Source organism: Brumimicrobium mesophilum (genome assembly GCF_003025005.1).
Classification (GTDB): domain Bacteria; phylum Bacteroidota; class Bacteroidia; order Flavobacteriales_D; family Crocinitomicaceae; genus Brumimicrobium; species Brumimicrobium mesophilum.
Genome location: NZ_PVSS01000008.1, coordinates 1 through 22,884 on the forward strand (window position 1 = coordinate 1; position 22,884 = coordinate 22,884).

The 22,884-nt window shown below is 33.6% G+C and carries 22 protein-coding genes and 1 riboswitch; of the genes, 6 read left to right on the forward strand and 16 right to left on the reverse strand.

All coding sequences use genetic code 11. The features are described 5' to 3' along the window. The 4 genes from C6368_RS09395 to C6368_RS09410 all read right to left on the reverse strand — a co-directional run. The coding region (locus tag C6368_RS09395; protein WP_199851613.1) for a fibronectin type III domain-containing protein at positions 1-2,089 on the reverse strand (2,089 nt) is incomplete at its 3' end. Positions 2,090-2,352: 263 nt separating this feature from the next. After that, a complete protein-coding gene (locus tag C6368_RS09400; protein ID WP_199851614.1) occupies positions 2,353-4,821 on the reverse strand; it encodes a TonB-dependent receptor in 2,469 nt (822 codons plus the stop codon). A 68-nt stretch (positions 4,822-4,889) separates the two neighbouring features. Then, a riboswitch (TPP riboswitch) is annotated at positions 4,890-4,990 on the reverse strand. 192 nt (positions 4,991-5,182) lie between these two features. Continuing rightward, positions 5,183-5,635, reverse strand: a complete 453-nt coding sequence (locus tag C6368_RS09405; RefSeq protein WP_107038948.1) for an SRPBCC family protein — start codon at positions 5,633-5,635, stop codon at positions 5,183-5,185. A 43-nt stretch (positions 5,636-5,678) separates the two neighbouring features. After that, entirely contained in the window at positions 5,679-6,599 is a 921-nt protein-coding gene (locus C6368_RS09410; RefSeq protein WP_107038949.1) for a mechanosensitive ion channel family protein, read from the reverse strand. A 397-nt stretch (positions 6,600-6,996) separates the two neighbouring features. Between C6368_RS09410 and C6368_RS09415 the strand changes: the two genes are divergently transcribed. Continuing rightward, positions 6,997-7,146 carry a YqaE/Pmp3 family membrane protein gene (locus C6368_RS09415; RefSeq protein WP_107038950.1) on the forward strand — a complete coding sequence of 50 codons (150 nt, stop codon included), beginning with the start codon at positions 6,997-6,999 and terminating at the stop codon, positions 7,144-7,146. Between the two features lie 163 nt (positions 7,147-7,309). Continuing rightward, positions 7,310-8,086: an SDR family NAD(P)-dependent oxidoreductase gene (locus tag C6368_RS09420; RefSeq protein WP_107038951.1), complete on the forward strand. Its 777-nt coding sequence runs from the start codon at positions 7,310-7,312 to the stop codon at positions 8,084-8,086. Positions 8,087-8,228: 142 nt separating this feature from the next. Here C6368_RS09420 and C6368_RS09425 read toward each other — a convergent pair whose 3' ends face one another. Genes C6368_RS09425 through cyoE form a run of 7 tightly spaced genes read right to left on the reverse strand, consistent with a single transcriptional unit; the run spans position 8,229 to position 13,590 of the window. After that, positions 8,229-8,774 (reverse strand): DUF420 domain-containing protein, encoded by a 546-nt coding sequence (locus C6368_RS09425; protein ID WP_107038952.1) that lies wholly within the window; start codon positions 8,772-8,774, stop codon positions 8,229-8,231. Beyond that, positions 8,764-9,450, reverse strand: a complete 687-nt coding sequence (locus C6368_RS09430; protein WP_159038529.1) for an SCO family protein — start codon at positions 9,448-9,450, stop codon at positions 8,764-8,766. Before C6368_RS09430 ends, C6368_RS09425 begins: the two co-directional genes overlap by 11 nt. Further along, the gene (locus C6368_RS09435; protein ID WP_159038530.1) at positions 9,416-10,111 is read right to left on the reverse strand and encodes an SCO family protein; all 696 of its coding nucleotides are present in this window, start codon (positions 10,109-10,111) and stop codon (positions 9,416-9,418) included. The genes C6368_RS09430 and C6368_RS09435 overlap by 35 nt, the downstream gene beginning before the upstream one ends. A 21-nt stretch (positions 10,112-10,132) precedes the next feature. Further along, the gene (locus tag C6368_RS09440; RefSeq protein WP_107038955.1) at positions 10,133-10,489 is read right to left on the reverse strand and encodes a cytochrome C oxidase subunit IV family protein; all 357 of its coding nucleotides are present in this window, start codon (positions 10,487-10,489) and stop codon (positions 10,133-10,135) included. A 44-nt stretch (positions 10,490-10,533) separates the two neighbouring features. Next, positions 10,534-11,604, reverse strand: coding sequence for a cytochrome c oxidase subunit 3 (locus C6368_RS09445; protein WP_107038956.1), 1,071 nt, complete (start codon positions 11,602-11,604; stop codon positions 10,534-10,536). 25 nt (positions 11,605-11,629) lie between these two features. Then, the gene (locus C6368_RS09450) at positions 11,630-12,688 is read right to left on the reverse strand and encodes a cytochrome c oxidase subunit 3 (RefSeq protein WP_107038957.1); all 1,059 of its coding nucleotides are present in this window, start codon (positions 12,686-12,688) and stop codon (positions 11,630-11,632) included. A gap of 32 nt (positions 12,689-12,720) precedes the next feature. Next, on the reverse strand, positions 12,721-13,590 hold the full coding sequence (cyoE, locus tag C6368_RS09455) for a heme o synthase (protein ID WP_107038958.1): 870 nt from the start codon (positions 13,588-13,590) through the stop codon (positions 12,721-12,723). A 295-nt stretch (positions 13,591-13,885) separates the two neighbouring features. Between cyoE and C6368_RS09460 the strand changes: the two genes are divergently transcribed. Beyond that, on the forward strand, positions 13,886-15,109 hold the full coding sequence (locus C6368_RS09460) for a pyridoxal-dependent decarboxylase (protein WP_107038959.1): 1,224 nt from the start codon (positions 13,886-13,888) through the stop codon (positions 15,107-15,109). 92 nt (positions 15,110-15,201) lie between these two features. On the opposite strand, the gene C6368_RS09465 is transcribed toward C6368_RS09460, so the two are convergent. From C6368_RS09465 to C6368_RS09480, 4 genes are read right to left on the reverse strand one after another with little or no spacing between them, the layout of a single operon-like run. Further along, a complete protein-coding gene (locus C6368_RS09465) occupies positions 15,202-15,549 on the reverse strand; it encodes a hypothetical protein (protein WP_107038960.1) in 348 nt (115 codons plus the stop codon). Then, complete coding sequence (locus C6368_RS09470) at positions 15,549-15,845, reverse strand: hypothetical protein (protein WP_107038961.1); 297 nt, start codon at positions 15,843-15,845, stop codon at positions 15,549-15,551. Before C6368_RS09470 ends, C6368_RS09465 begins: the two co-directional genes overlap by 1 nt. Positions 15,846-15,872: 27 nt before the next feature. After that, the gene (locus C6368_RS09475; RefSeq protein WP_107038962.1) at positions 15,873-16,712 is read right to left on the reverse strand and encodes a mechanosensitive ion channel family protein; all 840 of its coding nucleotides are present in this window, start codon (positions 16,710-16,712) and stop codon (positions 15,873-15,875) included. 9 nt (positions 16,713-16,721) lie between these two features. After that, a complete protein-coding gene (locus tag C6368_RS09480) occupies positions 16,722-17,501 on the reverse strand; it encodes an enoyl-CoA hydratase/isomerase family protein (protein WP_107038963.1) in 780 nt (259 codons plus the stop codon). A gap of 184 nt (positions 17,502-17,685) precedes the next feature. Here C6368_RS09480 and C6368_RS09485 point away from each other — a divergent pair, with 184 nt between their 5' ends. Both C6368_RS09485 and C6368_RS09490 read left to right on the forward strand, forming a co-directional pair. After that, a complete protein-coding gene (locus C6368_RS09485; protein ID WP_107038964.1) occupies positions 17,686-18,402 on the forward strand; it encodes a ComF family protein in 717 nt (238 codons plus the stop codon). Between the two features lie 117 nt (positions 18,403-18,519). Beyond that, on the forward strand, positions 18,520-20,799 hold the full coding sequence (locus C6368_RS09490; RefSeq protein ID WP_107038965.1) for a glycosyltransferase family protein: 2,280 nt from the start codon (positions 18,520-18,522) through the stop codon (positions 20,797-20,799). Here C6368_RS09490 and C6368_RS09495 read toward each other — a convergent pair. Beyond that, positions 20,785-21,495 carry a glycosyltransferase family 2 protein gene (locus C6368_RS09495; protein ID WP_107038966.1) on the reverse strand — a complete coding sequence of 237 codons (711 nt, stop codon included), beginning with the start codon at positions 21,493-21,495 and terminating at the stop codon, positions 20,785-20,787. The two genes, C6368_RS09490 and C6368_RS09495, sit on opposite strands and share 15 nt — an antisense overlap. Before the next feature lie 536 nt (positions 21,496-22,031). Here C6368_RS09495 and C6368_RS09500 point away from each other — a divergent pair. Further along, positions 22,032-22,850 (forward strand): AraC family transcriptional regulator, encoded by an 819-nt coding sequence (locus tag C6368_RS09500; RefSeq protein WP_107038967.1) that lies wholly within the window; start codon positions 22,032-22,034, stop codon positions 22,848-22,850. Positions 22,851-22,884: the final 34 nt, after the last annotated feature.

A 22,884-nucleotide genomic window follows, 5' to 3' on the forward strand; every position in this document is an offset into this window, starting at 1 on the left:
CATCAAAAACTCCATCAACACCACCAAGACTAATACAATCATCGATTCTAATTTCATCCAGAAGAATGTCGTTATTAAAAGATGTTCCTGCCACAGAATGGTTTACCATAAAACGCACTTTAATAATATTACTTGAGTAAGCACTAAGGTCATAATTTACAAATTCCCATTCTGGACTATCACCACTAAGCGTATCAAGTAAGTTCCATGAAGTACCATCAAATACTTCAATAATCATCGGATTGTTATCTAAAGGTATAACTGTATTATTACTAAACCATTCAAACGACAAGTATGGTGTTGTTAATTGAGAGATATCAATTTCAGGAGTAACTAACATAGTACTGTCGTTTCCAAAAGATCCATCGGTCCATGCATAAGTACCATCAGGCCTTCCATTTAATGCTGGTGCAGCTCCATAACCCGGAGCACCATTAAACCTCCACAAATTATTTACACTAGTAGATGAATTCGTGAAATTCTCCCAACATTGTGGTTGTATTCCGTTACCGAAGCTTTCATAATAGGACGCAACTGCTATACCACAAGCAGTATAAGTAGAGAAAGGACCTCTCCAAGCACTTGAATCACCGCCCCCACAATCAGATCTTACATAGAAATCATAATTCGCACTTGGTGTTAAACCTGTTACTGTGAAAGGATTTGTTGTTGCATTAACTTCCATTCCTGAACCTTGAGTAAATCCTGAAAGACCATATTCAATAATCCAATTAGTTGCACCGCTTAATGAAGTCCATTCTAATTCAACAGAAGTTGTTGTTGTACTCAAAGTATCAACATCCATAGGTGGTAAACAAGAAGGTGGATTGATAATGTTAATTGTATAATCTTCTGCTTCTGCACTGTTTCCAGAACAAGCCGATCCACCGTTAAAATAATCTGCAACTACCCTCATTCTATATTGACCAACAGGAGTTCCCGTAGGAATAGTAAAAGTACCAGCCAAAGGAACAGCAATATATCCTCCTGAACTATAAATATTTTCATTGGCATCAAAAACAAAGTTATTGTTCCAATCTACATAAATATCTACCCCATAAGTAGATGTAAGACTACCTACCAAATCAAAATCAATGATTTGTGTTTCGTATGCTTCCATTGAAATAGTAGTAAAATCTGTATATCCAGCGTTAGGTGTTCCAGGTCCTGAAGCAGCATTATTTATATCAACAATGGCTCCCGTTGTTATAAAAGAAGTTATGTGTTGCGGAGCAGTGCTTGTTATTGTGAAATTACAATATGAGTTTGAAAAAGAAAACGGCCCTATCCAAAAACTAACATCACCACCACCACAATCTGCCTGAACGTAAACATCGTAACTTGAGTTTGCGCTTAGCCCTGTTGTAGTTGAAGTTTGAGTAGTGTTTCCATTATCTGCTATAAGTTCGTTTCCAGTACCCGGGGTAAAACCTGGTGTTCCCCATTCAACATTCCAAGTTGTAGCAGTTCCATTTTCGGTCCAATCAAGAGTAGCTCCTGTTGAATTGATTCCCGAAACAACTAGATTAGAAGGAAATGGGCAAGTTGGAACAACTGCAGTAATGTTCACAGAGAAATCTACTACTGAACCATAAAAAAATGAAGCACATGGATTCAATGGCAGAACCCCTCCTTCTTGTTGAATCACTCGCATACGTGTAGCCCCTCCAACAGCTGTTGGGTCCACTGAAAATGAAAAGTTGACAGGAGCATTCCAAGGACTGGTATTTGGCAAACCAGATGAAGTCCCAATGGACTCCGAAGCCTCGAATATTCCATTCTGATTAAAATCAATCCAAGCTTCTCCTGCTCCAGTATAATTTCCACCACATGTACCAAACTCAACATCCAGGGTATAAATACTTCCAGCTGTTAAATCTACAGATAAGGCAGTTTGATCTTCAACACCTGCTAAACCAGGACATCCCAAATAAGCAATCGAAGTAGCATTATCACCAGTTATATTAACCGACTCTACATTAGAATCGATAAGAGACGATGGCCCTCCAGAACAATATTGACCGTTCACTCCTTGCCACATTAACAAGGATGGAACTACCAAAAACAATTTAAGTAATTTTTTCTTCATGATTTTTATTTTATAATTTGAGTAAATATAACATTAAAATAACCAAAATTTAAATAAAATTATAAAATAATATTTAGCCAATTAAAAAAAATTGTTATTAAATTTAGGACACGCTGAGACATTAATCAAATTAAATATGATTGATGATTAGATATTAGAAATAGTCACAGATAATGGATACAAGAATAAAAACTTTATGAAATTTAATAACAAAAAAGGGACTTATCAGATAAGTCCCTTCGCATAAGTTTAATTTACTATAACTATAATTTCAATAATAATCGCACCATGAAATTTCGTCCTGCTTGTGGATAATAGAAGTTTTCTTGAGTTCTATCTCCTCCAACAATATAAGAGAAGGTATATCCATTATTTTCGTACAATTCGTTGAATAAATTATTCACTTTTCCACCAATTGTAATTTCTTCAAAGCCTAACGCATTAAACGAGTACGAAATATCTAAGTGACTTACGAAATAAGCATCTAAGGTACGATCTTCGTTTGATGTATTGTCAAGGTATTGTTTTCCCACATATTTATTCATCAAACTAATTCTCAACCCTTTCACAGGAGCGTAATTTATAGATAACCCAGCGATTACGGAAGGTGAAAAAGCCAAATCTGTTGTCCCATGGTTAATTTCAGTTTGTGGCAGTGGATTAAAAGAAGCGTCATAACTATCGATAAATTCTACAAAGTTTTCAATTTTATTTTGACTTAAAGATAAATTACCAGTAACACCTAATTTCTTCAGAATTTGGTATCCACCTTCCAGCTCTAATCCTAATCGATAACTGTCCTCAACGTTTGTTCTTGTACTACCACCAACATCATTAATTTCACCTGTAACGATTAATTGATTATCATATAACATATGATAAACATTAGCATTCAAAAATGCCTTTTTCTTTACTAATCGATATCCAGCTTCTAGGTTATAAAGTGTTTCGTGAGACGGTCTATTTGCTAAAGTGTTCTCTCGGAAATCTCTACGCACAGGCTCACGATTAGCAATGGCATAAGAAGCGTAAAAGGAGTTCTCTGTATTTAGTTTATAAGAAAGTCCACCTTTAGGATTGAAAAAATTATAAACTACATTTTGATTTAACTCACTAATTTCGCCACTAACATCATCAATACCTAAAAAGGAATAGTCAATATGTCTAAATTGAACGTCTGCAAAGAAATTAAACTTCTTCCATTGATAATTCGCCTTAGTATATACATTCCCATCATATTTAGTTGAAGAATTATTATAGTATTTATCACCTCTTTGATCAGCTGGAATATACTCTGCCCAAGTCACCTCTCCAAAATGGTCACCAGTATATTTATTTAAACCACCACCAACAACTACTTCAAATCCTTTGAAATTATTATAGTTTACATTAAATATTCCACCACCGAAGTGATTGTCTAACCATCTTCTTCGTATTAAATCCATCTGATTAATTGAATCTCCATTCACTACAATAGGTGTAAATCCATATGTTTCGAAATCGTCATCCGTTTCATAGTTTTCATAATACCCAAGTCCTCTTGTATAATGGGCTGCTACTTTCATGTTCCAATTTTTGTTGAACTGATAAGCATAGTGAAGTTGATAATGATCTTGTTGATAATTATCCGTTTCATTTTCATAAGTATAAGCGTTGTAAGTTCTTCCGGAGTTGAGTAAATTATTTAATTCAGCATCTGACAATCCATTGCGATTAGCATAATCAATCATTCTTTGTTCATCACCATCAATTCTACTTTCAGGCGTACCATACCAGGCTTGATATGTTTTTTCTTTTCCACTAAAAACATTTACTCGTAATGATGATTTTTCACCATGATATGCCCCGGAAAGAAAAAATGACTTTAAATCAGCACTAGCTCGGTCGATATATCCATCAGATTTAATCCTTGAAAGACGCGCATCAACAGTAAACATATTGTTCATCATACCCGTACCAGCGCTCACTGAGTTTCTAATTGTATTGAATGAACCACCTGAATTATCAATAACTGCGTAAGGCTTTTGATTTAATTTATTGGTCGCAATATTGATGCTTGCACCAAATGCTCCACCTCCGTTTGTTGATGTCCCTACACCACGTTGAACTTGCATACTTTCAATAGAAGACGAAAAGTCTGGCATATTCACCCAAAAAACACCTTGAGATTCACCATCATTCATAGGAATACCGTCTACAGTTACGTTTGTACTTGATGGGTCAACACCGCGAATTCGTACTCCTGTGTATCCAATCCCCGCCCCAGCATCAGAGGTTACTACAGTTGATGGCGTAGTTTCTAATAAATAAGGTAAATCTTGTCCATAGTTGAGTTTCTCAATATCTTCAGAACTAATATTCGTGTAGGTAGTAGGTGTTTTTTTATTTGCTCGAACAGCTCGAACATCAATTCCTTCTTGCATAAAAAAAGACGAATTCATGGTGAAATTAATCACTTCATTCTTCTCCAAAACTATGGTTTTGGACATTGTTTCATAACCAAAGAAGCTTGCTTTCAATTGGTAGGTACCATTTTTAAGATTTGCGATGACAAAGTCGCCATCTGATTGAGTAATAGCTCCAGTATTTTGACCAACAACGAATACGGTAGCTCCAGTAATGGCCTCACCTTCATCATTTTTGATATTTCCAGAGATTTGCAATTGCGCTATTGCATTTGAAGACAGCAACAAAGCCGCTGTCAAGGCTTTCATAACATTTCTTGTTTTCATGTTTTGACACATTTAACAAGAATCAGGGGCCAATTCTTGGATTTAATAATAAATTCGAATTAACACTATTGTTTCTTAGTCATCTTCCCGCCGCAGGTACTAACCTGATCCGGTTCAATGGGTATAATCTCAGTCCCAACGATAAGTCGAGACACCCCTTAGAGACGGCGGCAAAGGTAGAATTAAAATTAATAATGAAGAATTAAAAATGAAGAAAGAATCATGAATTAACAATAATGGAGTTTAAAATTAGATTTTAGTTTCTGTAAATTTTTATATAATTATTTATAAACGCTGTAAATAGCTCGTCCAAGTGGAAAATTATTTAGCGGTAATTCCAACGAAATAGAATTGAAAGGAATTAGGACCCAAAAATTTCATCCACCTTCTTGTTTCGGAATTCAAAAATTTCTTTGACTTTGTTTTTTACGAATAAAGAATGGGCTATTTTGCCCAAAAATCCAAATGGAATAACATAAGTTAGAATATCTACCATTTCTACACCACCTTCCACTTTTTTGAAATGATGTTCATGGTGCCAAATTTTATACGGACCTTTTCTTTGTTCATCCACAAAACATTTTAAATCATCCACATGTGTAATTTCTGTAATCCAATTCAAAGGGAATTTCAGCAATGGAGTAACGGTATATTCAATCATTAGCCCTTCATACATTTTCTCTGGAATATCATTCTTGACATGAAACCCCATATGTGAAGGAGTAATCTTTTTCAAATTATTAGGGGAAGAGAAAAAATCCCAACAAGTTTCTAGGTCGGTTGGCACAAACTGTTTATGCTTTAATTGATACATTTCTGTTTAGTTTTAAGATAAACAGATGTTCTAAGAGATTTGTTTATTTCTCCTCATCTTCATCCTTGGCAAATCTCACAGGGAAATCAGATTCATTTCCATATAGTTTGATTTCTTGAATATCCGCAGGCATATTGAATCCACGATTTTCTAGTGCTTCTTTTACATTTCTTATTACATTCCCTTTTGTAATTAAAGCGCTTTTACTGAAATCTGTGGTATCAACCCAAAAATAAACCTTAAGATTTACTGTACTAGTAGCTAATTCATCTTCAATAACAAAATTTTCATGTTCTTCATCTGCCACAACATTCGGTTCATCTCCTAAAGTTTTAAGGATAACATTTTTCGCAGCACTAATATTATTTTCATAAGCTAAACCGACGATGAAATTCCAACGAAAAAAACCATCTTCAGTATAATTCGTTACAGGTTTTGTAAGTACGTCGCTATTCGGAATGTAAACATCTTTTCCATCAAAGGTTTTTAGTTTGGTATAACGAAATTCAAGGGATTTAACTTTTCCGAAAATTTCGCCAATCTCAACAGTATCATTTACATCATAAGGTCTTTTGAAAGCCAAAATTACCCCAGCGATGAAATTTTCTCCGATATCTTTAAATGCAAATCCTAACACCAAGGCACTGGCTCCCGCTGCAGTCAGAATTCCTGTGGCTATATAACCTAGACCCGCTGCTTGCAATCCTATCATAATTGCAATTAAAATAAAAGTGATTTTAATCGCACGTCCCAAAAACTTACTCATTAATGGATCACTTGTTCTTTTAGAAATGCGTTTTTGGCTGAAATTTCCAATTGCACTTGCTATTAAAACTCCTAAAATTATTATTAATAGCCCTAGCCCAATTCCAGGCAAATATTCAATAAATTGATTGATGAATTTTCTAAAAGATTCTTCTAAAGTTTGAACCGATGCTGGCTCTGAAATTATTGGTTTTGCCATTGGATGTTTTTGAAAGGTTTATTTCGCTAATAGAGAAAATATATTTTAATAATAGGAATTAAAATAATAAGTAGAGTAATTGGCTCATATTTTCACTACAAAAATGAATAAGTTTTGTGAGAATTAGGTTTTAAAAATTCGAAAAAACGTTAATTAGTGGCGCCACGAGAGTTTAGATTGTTAAGAATTCAAAAATTCCTAAAACCATTAAGGGACAATTGTACGTCAGTATAAAAAACTATCTCCTTTCTACAAGTCAATAATAACAATGACTTTATAACCCTAAATTCGACCCGCTTAATATAAATTTTGGTGAATCATGGCGACATCAAGAATTCCACATCATTAATTGGAATCAAAAATTTAAGTATTTTAATGTTGAACTAAAACAAAAATTATGTCATTATTAACAATTATTCTAAATATCCTTATTCCACCTCTAGCCGTATTCTTAAATCATGGGTTGAGTGGTAAATTCTTAATCAGTTTATTACTTACCTTAGTTGGATGGTTGCCCGGGGTAATTTATGCATTTTACGTGAATTAAGAATTAAGTTATCTAAAACAGGAATTCATTTATCGAGGAATTCCTGTTTTATTTTTTGTGATTACAAAATTACTTCCCCATTACCATCTTTTTAACATAAAAGCGACTATACTTGTGATACCGTAACGAAATAATATTAAGTAACCATCTTTAAAATTACTTTATGAAAAAAATCGCATTAATTACAGGCGCCAGCTCAGGAATAGGAAAAGAGTTTGCCAATATTCATGCAGAAAGCGGTGGTGATTTAATTATCGTAGCGCGCAGTGAAGACAAATTATTTAAATTAAAGAAAGAACTCGAAACAAAATACAACATTAAAGTACATGTAATTCAAAAAGATTTAACGACTACTAAAGCCGCACAAGAAGTTCATCAAGAAGTAAGTAATGCCGGAATAAAAGTAGATTATTTAATTAATAATGCTGGATTTGGCGGATTGGGGAAATTCAACGAAAGGGAACTAGAGCAAGATATTTCTATGATAGAACTGAATATCATAGCGCTGACAGCTTTAACCCATTACTTTTTTCAAGATTTCACCAAAATAAATAAGGGTAAAATTCTTAATGTTTCCTCAACAGCTAGTTTAATGGCCGGGCCTTTTCAAGCTGTTTACTATGCTACCAAAGCATATGTTACATCTTTTAGTAATGCAATTGCAGAAGAGTTAAGTGGAACAGATATAACTGTGACGAATTTAATGCCAGGTGCCACGGAGTCCGATTTTGGAAAAATTTCAGGAATGGATAAAACGGAGCTTTTTAACAAAACTGCAAGTGCTAGACAAGTTGCAGAACAAGGTTATAAAGGGATGTTAAAAGGAAAGCTAGATGTTACTGCAGGCTTACAATTTTCTCAGAAAATAATGTTCAAATTAATTCCTTTGCTTCCAAAGAAAATTTTGTTGAAACAAGTGAGGAAAATGCAAAATATTTAGTTTGAATAAAGAATGCTGGAATTCAACAAAGAAGAATTTTTAAAAAGTTTCAACATTGCCAATACAGGGAAATGTTGAATTAGTATTGATTGCTTTTTAAAAAAGAGATCTATTGGAGTATGGAAAGGGATAAAATATATAATTAAGCTTCCAACCCGTAGAATGGTGAAATCATTATGTAAACCACTACTCCCGTTACTGCAACATAAAGCCAAATGGGAAAGGAGAAGCGCGTCCATTTTTTATGTTTTGCAAAATCCCCTTGCCATGCATAGAAGTAAGTAAAAAGAACCATAGGAACTACTGCAACACTTAATACGATATGCGAAATAAGAATTATATAGTATATAATTGGAAATTGCCCACCGTATGAAGTACTATCAGATGTGATATGATAAACAATGTACAAGACAAGAAACAATAAAGACAACCCTAAAGCTGTTTTCATTAAATTTTCATGTAGTTTATATTTTTTGTTTCTAACAGCTAATAACGCGCTTACCAAAATAATCGCTGTTAATCCGTTAATTGTAGCATAAACCGAAGGCAAGAACGAGAAATCCATTCCTTCTGGTTGTATTTTAACTTCAAAAAGTAAAGCAACAGCTAATGGAATAATAATTGACAAAGCAACAATTATCTTTTTGAACGACTTAATTTGAGCTGGAGATTTTGACTTATTTAGCATCGAGTAATAATTTAGCGTCTTTAATCAATTGTATTCGACTTTCTGGATCTAATCCATCATACACACCACGTATATGCTGATCTTTGTCAATCAATACGAAATTTGGACTATGGGCAAATCCGCCAGGAGCCTTTTCGTCTGCATTAGCCAGCAATTGAAATCCATCTATACCTAAAGCATGTGTTTCAGCTTCATTTCCTGTAAGAAAGAACCAATTTTCAGCTGTAATATCATGACGTTTTCTATACAACCTTAATCTTGCAGGAGTATCTCTATCTGGATCAATAGAAAAAGACAAGAATCTTAGGTCATTTTTGTAATCGTTTAGAGAATCATTTAATCCCAGCATGGCTTTTGTCATTGGAGGACAAATCGTTGGACAATGCGTGAAGATAAAATCTACGATCCAAATTTTATCGTCGATATCATCTGATTTCAAAAATGTTGAATCTTGGGTTAAGTAGTTCCATCTTGGAACGGTGTGATAAACTGTATCACCAATATTATAATCCTCTGTTGCTTCGTGAACCACATCATGATGACCAATATAAGGAAGATTGACCTGGTTTAGATCGTTTTCAGGTTCCGTACATGAAAAAAGGAGAGCAAGAATTAAGATAGAAGAAAGTAAAACAGATAAATTAATTTTCTTTGGCTTCTCTTTTAAGCTTATCATTTTTGTCATATTGCTTTTGTAAAAGTGCGACATGTTGTTTATAATCACGAATTAAACCTTCCTGATTCCCTCTTCTAACAAGTCTCAATTGATTTTGTTTATCCACAATTAGCATTGTTTCGAGATATGATTTACCTGCGAATGTGCTATCTGAAGTTAGAGAATAAAGATTAACTCCATTGTTTTCAATATCGTAGATTTGTTTTGGGTCTCCTGTAACCAAGTTCCATATGGTGGAGTCATAACCTTCGATCATATCGTTCATAGTGAATAATAATTCATCGATATTATCTACCGGATTTCCATCTTGATCTGTTACAACAGAAACGATTTTTACGTGACCTAAACTTTTCTGATTCTTTCGGTAGTCCTGATAAATTTGAAGGTTAAATTTAAAAATATCAATAGCACAGTTCTGCGGACAAGTAGTTTGAATAGTGGTAAAAAGTGTAACTTTTCCTTCTTGGGTTTTATTGTTGATTACTTCACCTCCAGCTCCAACAAATTCGTAATCTGGCATTTCTGAATAAATAGGCAATGTTGTGAAGTTATGCTCACATTTACCCATTGTAATCAATACTAAAATAGATGCTGGTCCAAAAACAACAAGCATCATTAGAAGAGGCTTCAAAAATCCACCTCTTTTCTTTTTTTTATCCAAAACAGTATAATTTACTGAGTGTTACATTTTCGCTCCTACGGCAGCACCTTCTGTCAACCCAATAAAAATTAGGTATACCATAAATATTAGATAAGGTATAAGAATAATCCATTTCAGCACTTTCTTTTCATCACCAAGGTGCATAAAGGTAAGTACAATATACCCTGCTTTTAAAAGTGTAAGTACAATAAAAAGTACTTTTACTGTAAGCCACATATCACTACCTTGCTTTATTAAAGCTCCTAGTAATACTTCAACAGCGGTAACTACTGAAAGAATAAGTGTTACTTTCCAGATTTTTTTTCTTAATTTCTTCCCCTCCTCTTCTGAGTGATGGTTATATAAAGAATATTCTATTATGTCGTCTCTTTGATCCATGCTATTTTATATACAAGTGAAAAACTGCTCTAATTAAAAAGTACTTATATCAAGTAGAAGAATGTAAATACAAACACCCATACTAAATCGACAAAGTGCCAATATAGTCCACCTTTTTCAACCATTTCATAATGACCTCTTCTGTGGTATGTTCCTTTCAATACATTTAAGAAAATAATGATATTTAGAATAATACCGATTGTTACGTGGAAACCGTGGAAACCTGTTACGAAGAAAAAGAAGTGCCCATATGATTGAGGTCCATATTCATTTTCTTGAAGATTTGCTCCATATACAACATTTCCTTTTGCCAAAGCTTCATAATATAAAGCTACAGCACCTTCTTCTTCACTAATACGAGTTGATTCGTCTGCTGCAGAAGAAACCGCATGATCATTACCTGCTTGCTTCACAATTAACTCAAGTCCTGTATCAGCATCCTTATTTACTTTAGCTACAGTTCCATCATGTAAAGTAATCATTAATGCTCCAGCAGATCCTGACAAATGTCTTTTTGCTGCAGCATGTTGAAATGCATGCATTAAGTCCCCCTCTTCACTAGATATATTTTCGTCTGTGATAATATCACCAACGTTAGTATGCGCTCCTGCAGTAACAACTTCGAAACTTTGAATTTTTCCAAACTCTCCTTTAGCTGTTGCAATAGAACCATCACTCAATTCAACTTTACCAAATTTAGTTCCGTGTATAAAGTGAGACCATTCCCAAGCTTGAGAACCTACGAACACTAGTCCTCCTAAAACAGTTGCTAGCATCCATTTTGTAACTCCTTTTCTGTCCATTCTATGACCTGCCTCAACAGCAAGTACCATAGTTACAGAACTAATAATTAAGATGAAAGTCATCAATGCTACATAAGCAAGTGGATAACTACCATGTAAAAAAGGTAATGCATCAAAAGTTTCCTCACCAATTGGCCAAGCTCCGTCAAAGGAATACCTTATAAAACCATATGCTACTAGGAATCCTCCGAATGTCAATGCATCCGAAACGAGGAAAAACCACATCATTAACTTACCGTAACCTACGCTAAACGGGGAACCTTTTCCGTCCCAACCCACATTAGCAATCTCATTAGAAGCGTGTCCTGACATTTTTTAATTTGTTTTGTGTGCGAATTTAATGAATAAAAAGTAAAAATAGTAATAAATACAACCATAAAACACCTAAAAAGTGCCAGAAAACTGATCCAGCGCCTAAAGATATGGCCATTTTATAAGAATTCTCTGAAGTATAAGAGCGTACTGACATCACAATCAGCATAATTAACCCAGCAACAACATGTAAAAGGTGCAATATAGTAATTACATAGAAATAAGCGGTACTCATATCTTTATTTCCTCTTAAAAGCTTATTTTGAAGATTTGCACTTAAAGGTTTCCCTTTATACATTAAAGTACGCTCTTTATAATCTAATTCATTTCCATTATAAAACAGTTTGAAATCTTTTCCCATTTCACCTTGCATAAAGAAATCTGCTCGATCATCTTTTACGTTTTGTGCTAAATACCTCAATCTTTGAAAATCTAATTCTTCTAATCGCTCTCCATTAGGACGCAAAAACTCACCATCCAGAAAAGTTAATGGTTCACTTTTATATAATAAAGTAAAGTCACCATACTTTATATTCTTATTCTTTAAGTCAGATAGATTAGGCACCAAAAACTGACTTGCAAAAGATTGCAATTCTATTTTATCCTCACCTTCAATTTGCTTGTTATTTAAATAGTACTGATTGTTTTCAACCGTTAAATATTCTCCATCCTTTTTAATTTCGAAATAATCTCCATAGCGGCCATCATCAACAATCACGTTTGTTACCCAATGCGCTCCACTTTTAACTAGTGCTTTATACCCCAAGAATTGGAAGACTCCAAATCCTATTCCGAGAAAAAGAGTGGTTACTACCATTAATCTTGCACGGCTTACATTACCAGATTTAGCTGCTTTAACTGCTCCAAATAAAACTAAACTACTAATTGCAATAAAGGCCGTACTGATATAAAAAGCTGTTGGCAAATCAACTTTCACCCAGAAACTGTCTCCCATCGAAACAATATATGCCGAAGTGAAACCTGCAAACATCATACTTATACTCACACAAACTATCCAAACAAGATTTTTCTTAACCTTTGCTTGAACGTCTTTAGGATATGAATCGTCAAAATTCTTTTTCATGACTTTATTTTATTTTCTTGCCTTATTTATTTCTAACTAGTGAAAAAGAAACTTACATCTATTACGTAAGCAAACTGAATCAAAGGTAAATAAATGAACGAAGCAAACATTAATTTTCTAGCATCTTTGTCTTCTAAAGTTAGATATAACTTGTATGAAAATAAGAAGAAAATGAGACCTAATATTGAAGCAGCCATCACACTAAAAGGTCCGACTAAATCCAAAACCCATGGAAATAGTGAAAAAGGAATCAGCAATAACGCTGAAAGTGCTATTCTAAATGCAGAAGTTTTTGATTTTCCTGAACCGGATGGCAATAAGTAAAAACCAGCTTTTTGATAATCATTATGCGAAACCCATGCTATAGCCCAAAAATGTGGTAATTGCCAAACAAATTGAACAAAGAATAACGCTCCTGGCATCGCCGCAAACTCATTGGTAACGGCTATTGCACCTAACATTGGTGGAATTGCTCCAGGAAATGCTCCAACAATTACAGCCCAAGGAGTCATTTGCTTTAAAGGAGTATAAATAAAAGAATAAGAAACATAGGCCACCAAACCTAAAATCATCGCGTTCAAATTCAACATGTAAAGCATCCATGAACCTACGACCAGAGAGAGAATAACTATAACGTATGCTTCAGAAAGCCCCATTGAACCACGAGGAAGTGGACGTTTTGCGGTACGGTCCATTTGTTTATCTAGTTCTCTTTCCCAAATTTGGTTACTCCCATTACTTGCTGCAGTAACTAAAAGTCCACCTATCATAAGGTAAAAAGCTTCCATCCACGTTCCGCCACCAGCAAATAAGAATCCAGAAAGCGCAGAGATAATCACAGAAAATGACAACCTGAACTTTGTGAACAGTCCGTAATCTTTAATTTTTGAATTCTTAGCCATGACCTATTTATCAGGTTTTTGTTTCTAAAATGTGGCACAAAATTAATGAATATTTGAACTATTCTAAGTAAAAACCAAATCATTATTGAATTCATGTCATTTGATTTGCTTAATCAGTTGAATAACCATGTTTTTAAGGTCAATTTTATTATTCTAATTAAACAAAAAAGCGCCAAAATTTAGACTTAAAAATAATTGTGGTTTTAAAATCCTAAATAACCAGGCTATTGAAACTACAGATTTTAATCCTTTCAAAAACTTGAATATTGATTAACTTTGCAAAAACTTTTAGAAAATGACTAAATATTGGGATAAAAAATCAGAGGAAGAAATTAAGGAAATAGTGTTTAATGCAATAGCAAAAAACGTTAACTATGATGAACAAAAAGTTTTAGGACTACCTGCATCATATTTAGATAAAAATGTTTTTAATCACGATGCTGCATTTTTAAAAGACGCTCCTTTTCTTTCTACACTAATTAAAAACCCGAATCATATTGGTTGTCACACTCTTGGGGCTTCAGAATCTTATTTTGCAGGAACTCAAGAAATCGAAAAAGATCTAATAAAAATTTGTGCTCACGACATATTAAGAGGAGAAGATGATGAATATGATGGATATGTAGCTTCTGGAGGAACAGAAGCTAACTTACAAGCCATTTGGATTTATCGCAACTACTTTAATCAGGTAAAAGGATTAAAAAACGAAGAGATTTGTATTATAACATCTGATGACAATCATTACTCAATGGATAAGGCGGGAAATGTTTTCTGTTTGCCTGTTCAGAAAGCTGGAGTTTCTGATAATGGACGTTTTATTTCTGAGGAAAGTGTACAAGCGGCTGTTGATATCCAGAAAGCAAAAGGTGTAAAAGCATTTATTGTAGTAGCTAACATGATGACAACAATGTTTGGCTCCGTGGATGAACCGGAATTCTATTCAACAGTATTGGAAAGAGATGGTCTTGATTACTTCATCCATGTTGACGGAGCTTACGGAGGATTTTACTTCCCTTTTTCACAAAAAGAACATCATTTAGATTTTAGAAATCCAAAAATTACATCAGTAACTTTGGATGCGCATAAAATGGCGCAAGCTCCTTATGGTACAGGAATTTTTGTTATTCGTAAAAACATGATGAAATATGCAAATACCAAAGAAGCAAGTTATGTTGAAGGAGAGGATTCCACTTTAATAGGAAGTCGTTCTGGAGCAAATGCTGTTGCTGTTTGGATGATTTTATCGAAATATGGTCCTTATGGATGGATGGAGAAAATTTTCATTCTTCAGAAAAGAACCACATGGATGTGTGAACAATTGGATAAATTGAAAATCAAATATTACCGTCATCCATCTTCAAATATTATCACAATAAAAAGTGAATTTGTCACTCCAGAATTAGCTAAGAAATATGGTTTGGTTCCAGATAGTCATAATGCTCCAAAATGGAATAAAATTGTGATTATGGACCACGTAACTATTGAAAGATTGAGTGAGTTGATTGAAGAGCTTAAATAATTATTAATGTTTAATGTGAGTGTTATCCAGAGTTTTCAACTCTCGGTAACACTCGCCTAGTTTTTTTTGTAATTCGTCAGTACATATTCAAATTATTTCCACCGCCAGAAGATATAAGCCATTCCGCTAATGAAATAACACAAGACATCCCATGGATCATAAATGTAGATGGAACTTTTTTGAGGTAAAACGAATTCAAAAAATATAGAAAACATTACAACGCTCATTAAAATTAGTGGAATTGGTAATTCTAGGTATGGTCTGTTTTTAATCTTCCGAATGCACCACAATGTAAATGTGTTGACGAGAAAAATACTGAGTAAATCTGCGAGATAATTAGAAATGAAGAGTGGAAAAACCACATCAGTTTGTTTTAAGCCATAATAAACAGCATATATTGTAGCTAAAACTATAAATATTGGATGAGTAATTGTTTTCATTATCCTGCTCCTGCCGCTGCGATATACATTATTACCATAACAATTCCTGCATAAATCATCCAAACTCCCATAATAATGTAATAAAGCAATTTTAGAAAAGGATTTTTAGATGTTCGCAAATATTCCATTGCTTTCCGAAGCTTTGAAGGTGGTTTTGGTGGATTTAATCGATCATACTCTTTTTTCTCAATCTCTTCCTTGACTTCTCGGCTAATAATATACCCGCAATGTTCACATACTTTAGCGTCTTCTGACCACTGCCTGCATTGCATACAAAGTGCTTTCTTCTTACTCATTATTCAGATTTTAAAACGAACGAACAATTATATTTTTGAGTTTTCTTTGTTCACAGCATAAGAAATCTCTCTTTTTGGAATAGGAATTACAATTCCATGCGCATCCAATGCCTTTTTCACATTTTCAAGCTGAATCCAGTGCATTGGCCAATATTCATCAGATTTCACCCAAGAACGAGCTGTGATTTTCATGTTGTATTCTTCAATATCATCTAACCAAATATCAGGCTCAGGGTATTTTAAAACTCCGGGATGAACTTGCAATGCTTCAGAAATAATTGATCTAACTTTATCAATATCTTCATTCAAGGAGACACGGATTGTTAAATCAACCCTTCTGGTATCATTCATGGTTCGGTTATCCACATCACTATTGGCTACATTTCCATTTGGCATTGTTATCATTCTACCATCAAATGTTTTAAGTCTTGTATAAAGAATATCAACTTTCTCCACATAGCCTAAAGTGTCATTCACGTGAATTAAATCTCCAACACGAAAGGGTTTAAAAACCAGAATCAAAACTCCGCCAGCAAAATTGGCTAAACTCCCTTGAAGAGCTAAACCAACTGCAATTGCTGCCCCACCAAATAAAGCAATGAATGAAGTTGTTTTAATTCCTAGAATGATTCCAATTACAGCAAAAAGCAAACCATATAAAACCAAAGAGGTTAAACTTTCGACAAATGTTTTTAATGAGAGTTCTGTATTCGCTTTTCTAAGTAATCGCTTGATGATTCGCTTTAGAAATTTAATGATGAACAACCCTATAATTAAAGCCACTAAAGCCTTTAAAAATGTAGGGCCTATGCTCCACAAGAAACCAATTAATGTTTCTTTAATCTCTATAAAAAACGCTTCATCCATCCAGTTCTATTACTTCTTTTTAAAGGCGTTAATCGCATTGATTGTGAAATCAGAAAGTACGAGCTCACCGCTCATTGCTGCACGTTCTTGTAAAAGTGTGTCCCAGTTTTCAGTTCCTTCCCAAAAAATTCCCTTCAATAATTTCATTGCTTCCGGATTAGAAGAAGCTAATTTATTGGCTAAAACTTCAATTTCTTTATCCATTTCTTCTACAGAATCGAAAATTTCAGCATACAATCCTTTTTCTCTTGCCCATTCAGCAGTTTGCCATTCTGTAGCGTTTGTAGCCAATTGACTCATTGCAGAAATACCGACTTTACGAGCTACAGCTGGTCCAACCACAAATGGGCCGATTCCGATAGCCAATTCCGATAATTTGACAGAAGAAAATTTCGTTGCGTAACAGTAATCCACAGCTGATGCTAAACCTACACCACCACCAACAGTTTTTCCTTGTACACGACCAATAATTAATTTTGGACATTTTCGACAAGCGTTAATTACGTTAGCAAAGCCCATGAAGAACTTTTTCCCTGTTTCTAAATCTTTAATTGAAATTAATTCGTCGAAACTTGCACCAGCACAAAATGCACGATCACCTTCAGATTTCAACACAATTACTTTTGCTTGGTCTTTTTCACCTAATTCAGTAATTGTATCTGCTAATTTCTTCAATACACGACCAGGCAAAGAGTTACTTAAAGGGTGATTAAAAACCACAGTTGCTATTCCTTTGTCATTGATTGAGTAATTTACATCTCCTTGATTTATCGCGTCTGTTGTGCTCATTTTTTATCTGTTTTTTGTTTGGATTCCAAATTTAAAGAATAGTCTTCACAATTATGCTTTTATAATTAATAATTGTCCACAGTGAATTGAAAATTACTAAGAAATCGTACATTATTTTGATTGAGAAATAGCAAATTTTGAATCTTTTGGGTTAAATTGGTATGAATTCGAAATAATCGCACTTATGAAAGAAAAGATTTTAAAAACATTAAGTCAGCATTTTGATGGATTAATGGCATTGATTTATCCTTATTTCTGCGTGGTTTGTGGTGAAGAATTAAATCAAAAAAGCGAGCACTTTTGTTTTTCGTGTGAAGAAGATTTACACTTCACCTATTTTGAGAAATACGATGACTATTCTATTGCTGATCAAGTTTTCTGGGGACGTTTAAAAATAGAAAATGTTTATTCCTTACTCTATTATGAAGGACCAACTTCTACTAGGGAAATTTTGCACGACATAAAATATAACGAAGGAACAGATTTAGCACATTTCATGGGTCGAATGATGGGGAATAGGCTAAAATCCCATCCAAAATACGCTGATATAAATGCTATCGTTCCCATTCCAATCCATTCTAAAAAAGAATTCTCAAGAGGTTACAATCAAAGTTTACTGATTGCAAATGGCGTTAGTGAAGAGCTAGGAATTCCCGTTGTTGACGCGCTTCAAAGAAAAACACACGACGAATCACAAACCCGAAAAAGCAAAGATGAAAGGTATCAAAACGTGAAAGGAAAATTTGCATTAAAAGAAAAAAAATTGCAAGATTACAACCACATCTTGATTGTGGATGATGTGTTAACAACAGGATCAACATTAGAGTTTGCAAGTCGGGCAATTTTTGAAGGAGGAGGAAACGTTAAAGTGAGTTTAGGGACTTTGGCTGTGGCGCATTAATTTTTGAAAAGTAGAAAATTACAAGGACCAATTAATAAAATTACTTAGCTTTAAAACCTGAAAAAATTTAACTTAGGAAGGGACGTAAAAGCTCATTTCTAAACCCAAAACAATTACATGAAAAAGCTTTTCTTAAGACCTGAAATACTCGTTTTTGTTTTTACTTGCTTGATCATAGTTGGTTTTTATCACCAAGTGATTTTCAATTTAAACGAAGTTATTTTTGCTCCGGATGGCGATGGAATTAAAAACTATTACACCTATTTATTTCATGCAAAATACGACACTAATTTCTGGGATTTTGGCGGAATGAATTATCCATTTTATGAACACATCGTTTACACTGATGCACAACCATTATTATCCTATTTCATAAAAATTTTCGGGTTAACAGGGTATGGAATTGGGATATTAAATTTTCTCATGCTTATTGCTTTTCCGATTTCAGCAGTGTTAATTTTTAAGCTATTAAAACATTACGGAGTCAATACAATTTGGTCAGTTTTATCTGGTATAACGATCGCACTTTTAACACCACAACTTTTGCGATTAACAGGACATTTTTCTTTATCCTATTCCTTTGCAATCCCCTTAATGTGGTTGATTTTAATCAAAATCTCATCAATAAAAGGCGTAAAATGGTCAATTCTGCTGTTTTTTATCCTTTTTACGGCTTTTTTCACCCACCCATATTTAGGTTTAATAATGTCGGTTTTCGGGTTAAGTTATGGTTTTGTCTTTTGGTATTTTGAACGCGGAAAATGGAAGAACTATTTATTAAAAATTTGGACTCCTATTTTATCTGTCATCATTCTTTTTCAACTCATGGTTGGGCTGACGGACTCACACACTGACAGAATGAAATCTCCTTCTGGATTTTTTGAATATTACGCCGATTGGGGTTCATTATTATTACCACACCATGGTCCATTAAATTCTATAGTACAATTTTTCGAATTGGAATTATCAGAATGGGAAACATGGACGTATCTTGGTTTTTTCACCATCCTCATCATACTATTGGCAATTGTTTTTTATGTGATAAATATTAAATCAATTTCCCTAAAAACGCTGTTCAATTCACCAATTGGAAAAATATATCTAGCTGCACATTTGGTGTTGTTATTTTCATTTTGTTTTCCATTCAAATTTGAATTATTTAAACCAATAGTTGAAAACGTTAGTCCGATCAAGCAATTTCGCGTTTTAGGAAGATTTGCTTGGGTATATTTCTACGTTGTTTCAATCGGGGGAATCGTATTCTTAAACTATTTATTGAACAAATATTATACTCAAAAGAAACTAATCATTGTCTTCTACTTTTTAGGGATAGCATTTACAATTTTGGAAATTATTCCTGTACATACACAAACAGCAAAAACCATATCACATTCCAAAAACTCTTTTAAAAGTGAATATTTAAATGATGATTTGAAGCAATTAGTTGATTGGACCAATAACCAAGAATATGACGCCATATTGTTTCTCCCGTTTACACATTTATCAAGTGAAAACATTTTCTTAATGGGAACTGAAGAAGCAAATTATGACGCAATGATGTTAAGTTATCATACTAAACTCCCATTAATGAATACTATTACCTCTCGTACTTCGGTTTCTGAGGCTATTCAATTTCACAATTTATTTTCGCCCGATTATATTGAGAAGGAAATTTATAATTCTATTGGAGAAAATAAAAAAATATTATTGGTCAGAAACAATGACGATTTAAACAAAAATGAATCAAGAATGGTTGAAAAAAACGACTTGATTTTTGAAAATAAAGATTTCAAAGCTTATGATTTCAAAGCTTCTGACTGGAATGAATCCACTGCGTTTAAAGAAGTGAAAAAACAAAGTGAATTAGCGCAATTTGATTTAAAAAATGAATGGCGTTCTGACACTTCTGATGTATGGTTTGTCTATGATGGTTTTGAAGATTCTCCACAAGACATTACACTAGTAGGAAATGGTGCTTTCGCTGCTCAAAAAGATAAATTCGTCATTTTAAAAGACAATATACAATTTCCGGAAAACGGTAAATACAAGTGTAGTTTTTGGTACAATATGCGAGTAGATCGTGTAAATCAAATGGCTGTGATTGAACAAGAGTTCACCAATGGAGAATCTTCTTGGGTAATGATTCATGACATGAGAAAAACAAACTTAATTGTTGGAGATTGGGCAAGAATTTCATTTGAACTTGAAATTACAGACGATGTGGTAAAAACAATGCTTTTTTTCCCTCCAAATGAAACAGAAAATTGGTTTATCGTTGACGAATTACTCATTCAGAAAGTAGATGATAGCAATTTATTTAAAGAAGAAAGATTGAATGGAAAAGATTATTTAATTTACAACAATGATTGGATAGAACTCAACTCATTTTCTGAATAAAACCTTGACAAAATTTAAAGATTCTTTTGCTAAAATTTTTGGGTTAACACTACTAAAAACAATGTTTGGTTTGAGGTTCACCAAGACTGTTTTATAAGTTAGTTTTCTTTTACTTATCAATTTAACAAATTCTAAATCGAAGAGAAAACGTTTTATTTCTGTTGTGAGGAAAACATTTGCTCCATTTTCATTAAACGCTTTAATTCCACATTGCGTATCGTCAGTTGGCAAACTCAAAAAGTACTTAAAAGAACCACGTAAGGTTTTAGAAATAATTTTTCGAACAAAGGGTGTGTTTTGATAGTAAGAATGATCTCTTTTACCTAAAACAGCATCGTATTTTCCAGAAATAATTTCTTCGTAAACACCTATGAAGCTGACGGTTGTATATGGAAAATCGATATCAGTATAAACGATAGGAAAGTTCTTAACTTGTTTCACTCCTTCCCTTAAAGCATAACCTTTTCCTTTGTTTTCTTCATAGGAAACAAAATTGATTTGGGGAATTGCTGATTTTAATGCGTTCACCTCTTTCGATGTTACATTTTGGGTAGACCCATCATTCACAATGATCAAATCTATGGTTATGGCTAATTTTTGTTGAAGTTCTTCAACAGCATGAATCACCGTTTTTTCCCAACCCAAAATTGGATTGTAGCAAGGTAAAACGATTGTGAAATTGCTGTTATTTTTCATTCGCCACTAAAGTAATCAGACTATTTGCAAATGGAGTTTAAAACGTAAAAAATAAATTCTTATTATAATTTTTTTGATGCTCGACAAAATTCAAAATTTTAAGAACCTTAGAACTGTTGCATTTAGAATTTTTCTTTTCATTTTTTTCTTGATAAAAAAACGAAACAAAAAAATCAATGGAATTCCAAGGCGAATGCTGCGCACCATGAGATTTTCTAACGTTTCATGCTTTATTTATTCAAATATTTTCTTTTCAAAGGAAGTCATGAGCTTGCTGCGCTGCGGTTCTTTTTCAAAGAAATGCAATTCCACTTGAAAACTCATATTTCGCTGTGGAATTCCAGGCGCTTCGTTTTTGACATCTTTGAAAAACCTTGGTATAAATTCCATTATTGGGATAGAGATATAAAAAAAGGATAAGTTCAGTTATAAACCATTAAGCCTAACAATATTAATTACATCTGAACTAAAGTATAAATTCCGTTCTACTCAGAAAAGAAATTAACTTTGTGAACAATAAACAAAGGTGTGGATTTATGAAATCAGAGCTCGAAATAAAAGATAAGGGAAAGGAGAATGAGGGAATTAAAATTGCTCCATTTAGACAACATATTCGCAAAACATCGCCACATAAACACAAGAATTATTTCGAGATTATTTATCTATCTCAAGGTTCGGGATCACACACAATTGACACGAATGAATACGAAATAAAACCTCCTGTTATATTTACCATTCGCAAAGAGCAAGTTCACTTTTGGGATATCAAATCGGAACCAATGGGATTTGTTTTAATCATAAAAAAATCCTTTATCGAAAACTGTTTAGAACCTGAAATAAAACGACTTATTTCCGATTTAAGTTCTCATAATTGTTTATTTCCAAAAGATAATTCGGCCATGGAAATTTATCACATTTTGCAAGCTGAATATTCGGGGAGAAAAAAGAGTAACCCATTAATAATGGATGGACTTTTAAAAGCACTTTTGGCCAAAACGCTTGAATCTGTTGCTCCAAATGCTGTGAAAAACGGGAATAATTCAACTTTTCAACGCTTTATTGACCTATTGAATAAAGAAAATCAACTCATCAATAAAGTAGGATATTATGCTGATCTACTTAATACTACTCCCCAAAATCTAAATGCAATTTGTCAAAAAGAAACAGGCCAATCAGCGTCAGAAATTCTTTCTCAATACATCATTAACGAAATCAAGCGATTGTTAATTTATACTGACTTTAATATCAATGAAATTTCGTCACAACTCGACTTTAAAGACAACTCTCATTTTAGTAAATACTTTAAACGATTCGTGGGATTGACCCCTTCACAATATCGGGCTCAAAATGAATAAAGACCATCACTTTTTCAAATAGACCATTCTTTCA